The sequence below is a fragment of the Psychrobacillus soli genome (assembly GCF_006861775.1).
In the GTDB taxonomy this organism is placed as follows: domain Bacteria; phylum Bacillota; class Bacilli; order Bacillales_A; family Planococcaceae; genus Psychrobacillus; species Psychrobacillus soli.
Map to the genome: position 1 here is coordinate 20,206 of NZ_VDGG01000033.1, position 9,723 is coordinate 29,928.

Here is a 9,723-nt window from a genome sequence, read left to right on the forward strand (position 1 = left end):
TCGAAAATGTAATGGAAGCGATTATTGTTGTGAAGAAACAATCAAAAGAACAAGCAAAAACGATTGCTGCTCAATTATTGAAGCGGGTCGGATTGCAAGAAAAAGAAAATGTCTATCCTTCGAAACTATCAGGAGGACAACAGCAACGTGTAGCGATTGCACGAGCGCTTGCAATGGAACCAAAAATCATGCTTTTTGATGAACCAACTTCCGCACTTGATCCGGAATTAGTTGGAGAAGTATTAAAAGTGATGAAAGAGTTAGCAGATGAAGGGATGACAATGGTCATCGTCACACATGAGATGAAGTTTGCACAAGACGCGGCGGATCGTATTTTATTTATGGCGGACGGTCAAATTGTAGAGGATGCAGAACCGAAAACGTTTTTTGCACATCCATCTACAGATCGCGCCCAAAAGTTTTTAGCAAAAGTAAATGAATTCTAACTGAAGGAGCTTGATCAATAATGGAAGTTAAAGCAATATGGCAAGGTGGACGAGCGTTTGAAGCGAAAGGACCGTCTGGTTATCCGATGGTAATGGATGCAACCGCAAATTATGGAGGACTAGGACAAGCACCAACACCAACCGAAATGTTACTCAGTTCGTTAGCTGGTTGTATCGGAATTGACATTACGATGATTTTAAAACCTCATTTAGAGAAAATAGAGTCGATAGAAATTACAGTGGACGGGACACGTCGGGAAGAGTTACCAACTGCTTTTACTGCTGCTACATTAATATTCGATGTAAAAGGAGATATCGATGCGAAAAAAGTAATTCGTGCTATAAAACTTGGAGAAGAAAAATATTGTGCCGTCTCTGCTTCGTTAAAAGCAGACATTTCCCATCGCTTAATCCTAAACGGGGAAGAAATAGAAATGCAAGAAGCATAAAACAAAACCCTCTCACCTTTTAAAGGTAAGAGGGTTTTTCGATGATTTAAACGAAAATGTCCACTTTTCGTTTAAATATGATATCGGCTCTTTATTATCATAAGGACTTTCGTATAATTTGTCAAGTAAGCGAGAATTCTATTGGATGTGACGGTATACGCCAACTACTTTTCCGAGAATAGATACTTGGTTTACGATAATCGGATCCATCGAAGAGTTCTCTGGCTGTAATCGGAAGAAAGACTTTTCTTTGAAAAAACGTTTAACCGTAGCTTCATCTTCTTCTGTCATAGCGACAACTATATCCCCATTATTTGCGGATTGCTGTTGTTTTACGACAACATAATCTCCATTTAAAATTCCTGCCTCGATCATACTATCACCCATAATCTCTAACATAAATAAATGATCATCGGCTGTTCCGAACGTTTCAGGTAGTGGGAAAAACTCCTCGATATTTTCAATCGCAGTAATTGGAAGGCCAGCCGTTACTTTTCCTACTAGCGGAACATGCACGACACCTTGTTTTTCGGCAATACCATCTAGAATTTCAATTGCGCGTGGTTTCGTTGGGTCTCTTCTAATAAGTCCTTTACTTTCCAGGCGAGCTAGGTGCCCGTGCACAGTAGAACTCGATGCTAGTCCAACTGCTTCGCCAATTTCACGTACAGAAGGTGGATACCCTTTTGTACGAACCTCTTCTTTAATAAAAGCCAAAATGTCCTCTTGTCTTTTCGACGCTTTTTTCAATGAGTTCACCTCTTTTTGAATAGTCATTTTTCTACTAAATTCTTTCTTACTAATAGTATAACAGTCTCTCGAAATTTATGCAAACATAGGTTCTAATAAGTGTTGACAAAAACAAGTGTTCGTTTTAATATTAGAACATACATTCCGAACAAACATTCTAATTAGGGGGATTTAACGTGAATTGGATGAAAGAAAACTATTTTATTACATTATTTTTAGGATTAAGTGTCGCTTTTTTGATGACATTCATAATCTCCAATACATTGTCGACAGAACAACAATATCAAATTAAAATAGAACATGGTGACTCTTTATGGGAACTTGCAAATAAATTTGCGACGAACGAACCAAAAGAAGCATGGATAAATACCGTAATGGTCATGAATAATTTACAAACCTCTCACATTAAAGCAGGGGATATGCTTGTCATTCCAGAGGTAAAAGAAGATTTTCATTTAGATCACGGTACAGAGATAGCGAGTGATAGTAATTGAAAGCTGTAATATATTGCCGTGTAAGCACGGAAAAAGAAACACAAGAAACTTCTTTAACAAGACAACAAGAAGAATTAATGGAATTCGCGCAGACGCAAGGTTATGAAGTAAGGGAAGTATTTACAGACCAACATAGTGGATATGATATTCAGCGCGACGGGTTGCTTGACTTACTCTCCTACGTAAAAGACTTCGATATAAAAGCGGTTTTTGTCCAAGATGAGACACGGATTGGTCGCGGAAATGGTCGAATGGCCGTTCTACATTTACTCCAAAAAACCAATACTTCTGTCTACACTTTACAAGATAAAGGAATTTTAAATTTAAATGAGATGGATTCCATGCTGTTGGAAATTTTAGCACTTGTAGAGGAGTACCAACGGAAGCTTCATAATGCCAAGATAAAGAGGGGGATGAAGCGAGCTGTCTCCCAAGGATTCCGACCGGAGAAAAATTTAAAAGGTAAAGGAAATCCAGAAGGTCGAGAACGAATTGATGCACCTGTTGAAGAAATCGTAAGACTTCGAAAAGCCGGCTTAACTTATGAGGAAATTGCATCCACGTTAAAAGGACTAGGCTTTGAAATTAGTAAAGCAACTGTTCATCGCAGATATATTGAATTTATCGAGGATAAAGAAGTGTAATGACTTGCACTCTTTGTGTTTTTTCCTTACCTTTATAAGAGGTATATAAGGAAAGGATGATTTATATGTTAAGTAAAGAAAAATTAGCACGAATTAGTGAACTCTCCAAAAAATCCAAATCAACTGGATTATCCATAGAAGAAGCAAAAGAACAAAGTGCTCTACGAAAAGAATACTTAGAAACATTTCGATCTACTATGAGAGATACGATTGAAAGTGTAAAAGTAATCGACCCCGCAGGAAATGATGTCACTCCAGTGAAAGTACAACAAGCGAAAAAAGATAAGTTTCTGAATTAATTAATCATTTCAGAAACCATTGATAATAGGCGGAATGTTGTCTAAACTAGTACTATAGTTAAAAATTTTGTTCGAGAGGATGTCATTTATGTCATTACAGTCAGATTTACTAGCAATTAATACAATTCGTACATTATCTATTGATGCCATTGATAAAGCGAATTCAGGCCATCCAGGTCTTCCAATGGGAGCTGCACCAATGGCTTATACATTATGGACAAAGCATTTACGTCACAATCCTAATAATCCAAACTGGTTTAACCGTGATCGTTTTGTTTTATCAGCTGGTCATGGTTCGATGCTTCTTTATAGTCTTCTTCACCTTGGTGGTTACGATCTACCAATGGAAGAGATTAAAAATTTCAGACAGTGGGGCTCTAAAACGCCAGGACATCCAGAGTTTGGTCATACTGCTGGTGTAGAAGCAACAACAGGTCCTCTTGGACAAGGGATTGGAATGGCAGTAGGTATGGCGATGGCAGAAGCTCATTTAGCTGCTACATACAACAAAGAAAATCATGCGATTGTAGATCATTACACATATGCTCTTTGTGGAGATGGCGACTTAATGGAAGGTGTTGCAGCAGAGGCAATTTCTCTTGCGGGACATTTACAATTAGATAAGTTGATCGTTTTATATGATAGTAATGACATTTCTTTGGATGGAGATTTGCATAAATCTTTCTCGGAGAAAATTGAAAAACGCTTTGATTCTTATGGATGGAATTATATCTTAGTAAAAGACGGTAATGATATCGCTGAAATTTCTGCTGCGATTGACAAAGCAAAAGGTCAAAACGATAAACCGACAATCATTGAAGTAAAAACCGTTATCGGATTCGGCTCTCCAAATAGAGCGGGTAAATCGGATGCGCATGGTATGCCACTTGGAAAAGATGAAACAGCTTTAGCAAAAGCAGCATACGAATGGGCTTTCGAAGGTGATTTCCATGTGCCAGAAGAAGTGTATGAAACTTTCAAAGAAGCTTCAGAACGCCAAGGAGTAAGTGAAGAAACTGCTTGGAATGAAATATTTAATGCATATGAAGCGGCATTTCCAGAGCTTGCTTCTACGTTTAAGCAAGCAATTAGTGGAGAGCTACCGGCAGATTTCGCAGATGCATTAAAAATTTATGAAGAAGGGACGTCTCATGCGACACGTTCTGCTTCAGGAGATGCGATTAATGCAATCGCACAAAATCTACCTTCTTTCTTTGGAGGAAGTGCAGATTTAGCAGGTTCAAACAAAACAACAATGAAAAATGCTGGAGATTTTGCTGCTGAAAATTATGCTGGTAAAAATATTTGGTTTGGTGTGCGTGAATTTGCTATGGGTGCTGCATTAAACGGTATGGCACTTCATGGTGGCTTAAACGTTTTCGGTGGAACATTCTTCGTATTTAGTGATTATGTACGACCAGCGATTCGTTTATCGGCTCTTATGGGATTACCTGTAACATATGTATTTACACATGATAGTATTGCTGTTGGAGAAGACGGACCAACACATGAACCAATAGAGCATTTAGCTTCTTTACGCGCTATGCCAGGTTTATCAGTCGTGCGTCCTGCTGATGCAAACGAAACAGCAGAAGCATGGAAACTTGCAGTCTCAGCGAAAGATCATCCGACAGTACTTGTGTTATCTCGACAAAACTTGCCAACATTAAAAGGTTCAGTAGAACAAGCGAGTAGCGGCGTTGCTAAAGGTGCATATGTTGTTTCGCCAAATGAAAACGCGGAAGCAATTCTACTTGCTACAGGTTCAGAAGTGAGTCTTGCTGTAGAAGCGCAGGCAGCGCTTGCTAATGAAGGTATTCAAGTTTCTGTTGTTTCCATGCCATCATGGGATTTATTTGAGAAACAAGATGCAGCATATAAACAATCAGTATTACCATCTCATTTAACAAAACGATTAGCGATTGAAATGGGGTCATCTCTAGGATGGCATCGTTATGTTGGATTTGAAGGAGATGTTATTGCAATCGATCAGTTCGGTGCAAGTGCTCCGGGTGAAATTGTAATGAAAGAATACGGTTTCTCCGTAGAAAATGTTGTTTCGAAAATGAAAAACTTACTGCAAAAATAAGAAATGCATAATAGCAGTTCGAATACTTGTCGTTAATAGTATTCGAATTGCTTTTTTCTTTTAATTTATATAGAATGCATGGGAAATATATAGTATAATTTGGGGTGGTGTCTTGTACACGTAGACAAGAACGTAAAGGAGGAGAAAATATGGATACTTGGATATGGATTGTTATTGTAATCGTTGCGTTAATCGCTGGTGCGGCAATCGGTTTCTTTGCAGCACGTCAATATATGATGAAATACTTAAAAGAAAACCCACCTATTAATGAACAAATGCTTCGTATGATGATGGCACAAATGGGACGTAAGCCTTCTGAGAAACAAGTAAAACAAATGATGAACCAAATGAATAAAATGCAAAATAAATAAAAAGCACTCTGCAAAGAGTGTTTTTTTATGCTTTAGGGAATTATAAAGTATATGGTATGTCACTATATAGGGATACTGTGTCGTAGTGCGTCGACTAGTGGCCGCTGTGATTTTCGCTGCGGTCGGACGCTTTTCGCCGGGTGAGCGATGAGCCATTCCCGTAGCTTAGGCGTACGTTGGAATGTCTCTTTTTGCTCCCAGCAGAACAAAGGCTAAGTACGCCACATCGTGTGGCAACGCCTTCGTGACCAACATCGTGTTGGCCTCGGCTGGAGTCGCCGCCTACAACGAAAATCAAAGGAAATTGTTTACTTATTCAGTATCAGCTCGCTCAAAACAAAATTTCCTCCGTTTTTCGACTGTGTGAATCCAGTAAATGGCTTAGGGCAACCAATCGGTCATTGAAAGCAATCAAATCTACTCGGAAAGCAATCAAATCAGTGTGAGAGCAACCAACATGCCGATGAAAGCAACCAATTCTTAAAATAGCAAGTTTAAGTTTACTTGATGGGAGCCGCGAACTCGTCAGCTAGCATCTACTAGACCGGTTTGTCGCGTTCGCACTTTTTCCGAAAATCGTGTGGAAGTCGTTCTTCCGTCACTCTCCAAAATCATGAGTAATCAAAGTGCCAAAACTGTTGGGAATGATAGAATAGCCACTTTCCTAGCCGAATAAAAGCAGCCAAAGATGCAATTTTGGCTGCTTAGTCCTTCCCTAATGTTTCTATTCTTTCATTTTCCAAAGTAACGCCCTTTCTGCTACATATAGCCATCGGTAATACTGTAGTGAACATTTTGTCTAAAGCGAACCGAAAACGTACAAGTGTAAAATGGGATCCTTGCTCATTCTTGCGAAATTTTAGTTGGGAAATTTGTTTATAAACAAAAGTGTTTTATTTATTAAGTAACTTATTTTCTTGTAAAAAATCTGCAACTACTTGCTCATACATTTCGCTATTTTCGTTAAACGATTTAGCGTGCAAGCCAATATCAAAAAGTTTTAATGTTTTGGGTCCTTTTTTCTGTTCGAATAATTCCTCGGTCATTTTGGGGAGTATAAAATCGTCCTGCAAACTGTGAATAAATAATACTGGTTTTTCAATTTTATCTACTACGTCAATTGGTGATATAAGGTCAAGTGTATAGCCATCCCGCATTTTTAAAAATAAATTAGCAAATCGAATGGCGAGTCCTGTTCGGAGTGGAGTTGTTTGTTTAATGATGTGTGTAACTTGCTGCTCGAAATTGGAAAAAGCACAATCGGAAATGTAGAAATCTGCGTCATCTTTTATAGAACCTGCATAGAGTAGCATAGTTGCTGCGCCCATCGATTCACCATGGATGCCGATGATTGCGCTATCTCCTGCCCGGTCCCGTACTGCTTCGACAATAGATTGTAAGTCAATTTTTTCATAAAAACCAAAACTGGTCGTTTTTCCACCAGAATCCCCATGTCTTCGATGATCGTAGACCACACTGTTAAATCCTAGTCTTTCAAACATGCGAACAAAGCGAAGCGAATTAATTTTATTCTCGGTTACGCCATGACAAATAATCACATAATTTTTTGTTTCTAGTGGTTCCACAAAAATTGCTTTTAAGGAATACCCATTTTTTGACTCGATCCACTGCTCTGTTTTGTTCACTGCACGAAACCAAGCCTCGTCTAGTCGTTTTGACGTAATTTCACGATTTAATATGAAGTCGTTTTCTTTTTTCTTCATATACATCAGCTTGTTCGTAACAAGAAATCCAAAAACAGTGGTGATCGCTGTGACGGCACTTGTAAAAATACTCGTCCAAACGATTACTCTTTTCTTCATTGCCTCCACTCCTACTTGCATTTGGATAATTTATACATACCTGTGTCAATTGGACGGGACATATACGGAGCCACTATATCAACTGCTTGTATCAATGATTCTAGGTTAATATTCGTGTCAATACTCATTTGTTTTAGCATATTCACAACATCTTCAGTTGCTACATTTCCTGTTGCTCCTGGTGCAAAAGGACAACCTCCTAAACCGCCAGCGGATGTATCAAACCGATCCACTCCTGCTTGCAATGCTGCTAGAATATTTGCTAAGCCCATTTTTCGGGTATCGTGGAAATGCGCCGTAATAAGCGTGTTAGGAAACTCTTTTTTTAAGGACTCAAAAAGCATGAAGCATTCTAGCGGGTTCGCCATTCCTATTGTATCTGCAACGCTTAATTCCTGTACGCCCCAGGAAACAAATTTTCTGCACAATTCTATTGTTTTAGCTGGCGCTATTGCTCCTTCGTAAGGGCAGTAAAAAGAGGTAGAAATGCATGCTCGAACAAAATGACCTTCTGTTAATAATTTTTCCACAATCGGTCTTAGTTCATGCATACTTTCTTCGGTTGTTTTATTAATATTTTTTTGGTTAAATGTATCGGATACTCCTACAAATACTGCAAAGCTACTCGCGGTCGCTTTTTTTGCTAGTTCTACACCTTTTGCATTTGGTGTTAATACAAATTGTCTTCCAATTTTTTTAGTGCGAGCCACAATTTCTTCTGCATCTTTCATTTGAGGTATCCATTTTGGTGATACAAAAGAAGTCAATTCCATTTCTTCTACTCCAGCGAGTTGAAGTTTTTCGATAAACTGAAGTTTTACTTCAGTTGGCACTTCATTTTTCTCATTTTGTAGACCGTCTCGTGGTCCAACCTCGATAATTGTCACTATTTTTGGTAAACTTAACATGAGCATCCCTCCAATTCTATTGTAAGAATGGTTGCTTAAACAAGCAACTTATAAAGATATTTAGTAGAATAAGAGGGTAATCGATTTGGTAAAGTAAATTTAGGGGAAAATGAGGAGGAAATGAAATTGACAAACGAAGTAGTTATCGTAAGTGCTGTAAGAACGGCTATTGGTTCATTTCAAGGAGGATTAAAAGATGTACCTGCAACAAAGCTAGGTGCCATTGTAATTGAAAAAGCATTAGAAAAAGCAGGAGTTTCGAAAGAGTCTGTAGATGAAGTAATTATGGGGAATGTTTTGCAAGCAGGCTTAGGACAAAATCCAGCGAGACAAGCTTCTATTCAAGCGGGTTTACCTGTAGCAGTGTCTGCACTTACTATAAACAAAGTATGTGGATCTGGTCTTAAAGCAATCCATCTTGCAACACAAGCAATCATTGCTGGAGATGCGGACATTATCGTTGCTGGTGGAATGGAAAATATGAGCCAAGCTCCTTATTTATTAAAAAATGCAAGAGATGGCTTCCGCATGGGCGATCAAAAAGTAGTAGATAGCATGATTTCAGATGGTCTATGGTGTGCATTTAATGATTATCATATGGGAATTACAGCAGAAAACTTATGCGATCAGTATAATATTACAAGAGAAGAGCAAGATGCCTTTTCTGCGCGCTCTCAAGCACGTGCAGTGAGTGCAATAGCAGAAGGAAAATTTGCAGATGAAATCGTACCAGTGGAAATTCCGCAGCGTAAAGGGGATCCAATCATTTTTGATACGGATGAATATCCGAAAAAAGGATCTACACAAGAAAAATTAAGTACGCTTCGTCCTGCATTCAAAAAGGATGGATCCGTAACAGCAGGGAACGCTTCCGGTATTAATGACGGAGCAGCTGCTGTAGTCGTAATGTCTAAAGCAAAAGCGGACGAGTTAGGCTTAAAACCACTAGCAACCATTGTTGCAAATGCATCTGCAGGCGTAGATCCAAGTGTAATGGGAATTGGACCAGTAGAAGCAGTGAAAAAAGTATTAAATAAATCTCAAATCGCGCTTTCTGATATTGATTTAATCGAAGCGAATGAAGCATTTGCTGCACAATCAATTGCTGTAGATAGAGAATTATCGTTTGATCATGATAAACTAAATGTGAATGGTGGAGCTATTGCACTTGGTCACCCAATCGGTGCAAGTGGAGCACGTATTTTTGTTTCTTTACTGCATGAAATGGAGAAACAAGATGCGAAAACTGGCCTTGCAACACTATGTATCGGCGGAGGACAAGGAGTAGCTACAATCGTTAAACGTTAATATAAGAAGGTGAACCATTTGGCAAAGAAAAAACAAAAGCAACAAGTTAAACCAGTAGCAAAAAAAGAAGAAGGAAATGGTCTATTCGATCAGCTTTCTTCCGATGTGCTCGATAAATTAAAAGAAACAAAGAAACAATTAG

At 38.6% G+C, this 9,723-nt stretch carries 11 protein-coding genes; 8 read left to right on the forward strand and 3 right to left on the reverse strand.

Going from position 1 to position 9,723, the window contains the following annotated elements:
• Both FG383_RS14555 and FG383_RS14560 read left to right on the forward strand, forming a co-directional pair.
• On the forward strand, nt 1-446 hold a 446-nt coding region (locus FG383_RS14555; RefSeq protein ID WP_246097019.1), incomplete at its 5' end, for an amino acid ABC transporter ATP-binding protein.
• A 20-nt stretch (nt 447-466) separates the two neighbouring features.
• Nucleotides 467-895 (forward strand): OsmC family protein, encoded by a 429-nt coding sequence (locus FG383_RS14560; protein WP_142608122.1) that lies wholly within the window; start codon nt 467-469, stop codon nt 893-895.
• A gap of 138 nt (nt 896-1,033) precedes the next feature.
• Here the strand turns inward: FG383_RS14560 and lexA are convergent, their stop codons facing one another.
• On the reverse strand, nt 1,034-1,645 hold the full coding sequence (lexA, locus tag FG383_RS14565; protein ID WP_142608123.1) for a transcriptional repressor LexA: 612 nt from the start codon (nt 1,643-1,645) through the stop codon (nt 1,034-1,036).
• Nucleotides 1,646-1,830: 185 nt separating this feature from the next.
• Between lexA and yneA the strand changes: the two genes are divergently transcribed.
• The 5 genes from yneA (at nt 1,831) to FG383_RS14590 (ending at nt 5,542) form a co-directional block, all read left to right on the forward strand.
• A complete protein-coding gene (gene yneA, locus FG383_RS14570; protein ID WP_246097020.1) occupies nt 1,831-2,139 on the forward strand; it encodes a cell division suppressor protein YneA in 309 nt (102 codons plus the stop codon).
• Complete coding sequence (locus tag FG383_RS14575) at nt 2,136-2,783, forward strand: YneB family resolvase-like protein (RefSeq protein WP_142608125.1); 648 nt, start codon at nt 2,136-2,138, stop codon at nt 2,781-2,783. The genes yneA and FG383_RS14575 overlap by 4 nt, the downstream gene beginning before the upstream one ends.
• Before the next feature lie 65 nt (nt 2,784-2,848).
• Nucleotides 2,849-3,082: a DUF896 domain-containing protein gene (locus tag FG383_RS14580; RefSeq protein ID WP_142608126.1), complete on the forward strand. Its 234-nt coding sequence runs from the start codon at nt 2,849-2,851 to the stop codon at nt 3,080-3,082.
• An 88-nt stretch (nt 3,083-3,170) separates the two neighbouring features.
• Entirely contained in the window at nt 3,171-5,171 is a 2,001-nt protein-coding gene (gene tkt / locus FG383_RS14585) for a transketolase (protein ID WP_142608127.1), read from the forward strand.
• A gap of 149 nt (nt 5,172-5,320) precedes the next feature.
• Nucleotides 5,321-5,542 carry a YneF family protein gene (locus FG383_RS14590; RefSeq protein WP_142608128.1) on the forward strand — a complete coding sequence of 74 codons (222 nt, stop codon included), beginning with the start codon at nt 5,321-5,323 and terminating at the stop codon, nt 5,540-5,542.
• A gap of 893 nt (nt 5,543-6,435) precedes the next feature.
• Here FG383_RS14590 and FG383_RS14595 read toward each other — a convergent pair.
• Together FG383_RS14595 and FG383_RS14600 are read right to left on the reverse strand one after the other, a co-directional pair.
• Nucleotides 6,436-7,365 carry an alpha/beta hydrolase gene (locus tag FG383_RS14595; RefSeq protein WP_142608129.1) on the reverse strand — a complete coding sequence of 310 codons (930 nt, stop codon included), beginning with the start codon at nt 7,363-7,365 and terminating at the stop codon, nt 6,436-6,438.
• An 11-nt stretch (nt 7,366-7,376) separates the two neighbouring features.
• Nucleotides 7,377-8,273 carry a hydroxymethylglutaryl-CoA lyase gene (locus FG383_RS14600; RefSeq protein WP_142608130.1) on the reverse strand — a complete coding sequence of 299 codons (897 nt, stop codon included), beginning with the start codon at nt 8,271-8,273 and terminating at the stop codon, nt 7,377-7,379.
• Nucleotides 8,274-8,393: 120 nt separating this feature from the next.
• On the opposite strand from FG383_RS14600, the gene FG383_RS14605 reads away from it, so the two are divergent.
• Nucleotides 8,394-9,581: an acetyl-CoA C-acetyltransferase gene (locus tag FG383_RS14605; protein ID WP_142608131.1), complete on the forward strand. Its 1,188-nt coding sequence runs from the start codon at nt 8,394-8,396 to the stop codon at nt 9,579-9,581.
• Nucleotides 9,582-9,723: the final 142 nt, after the last annotated feature.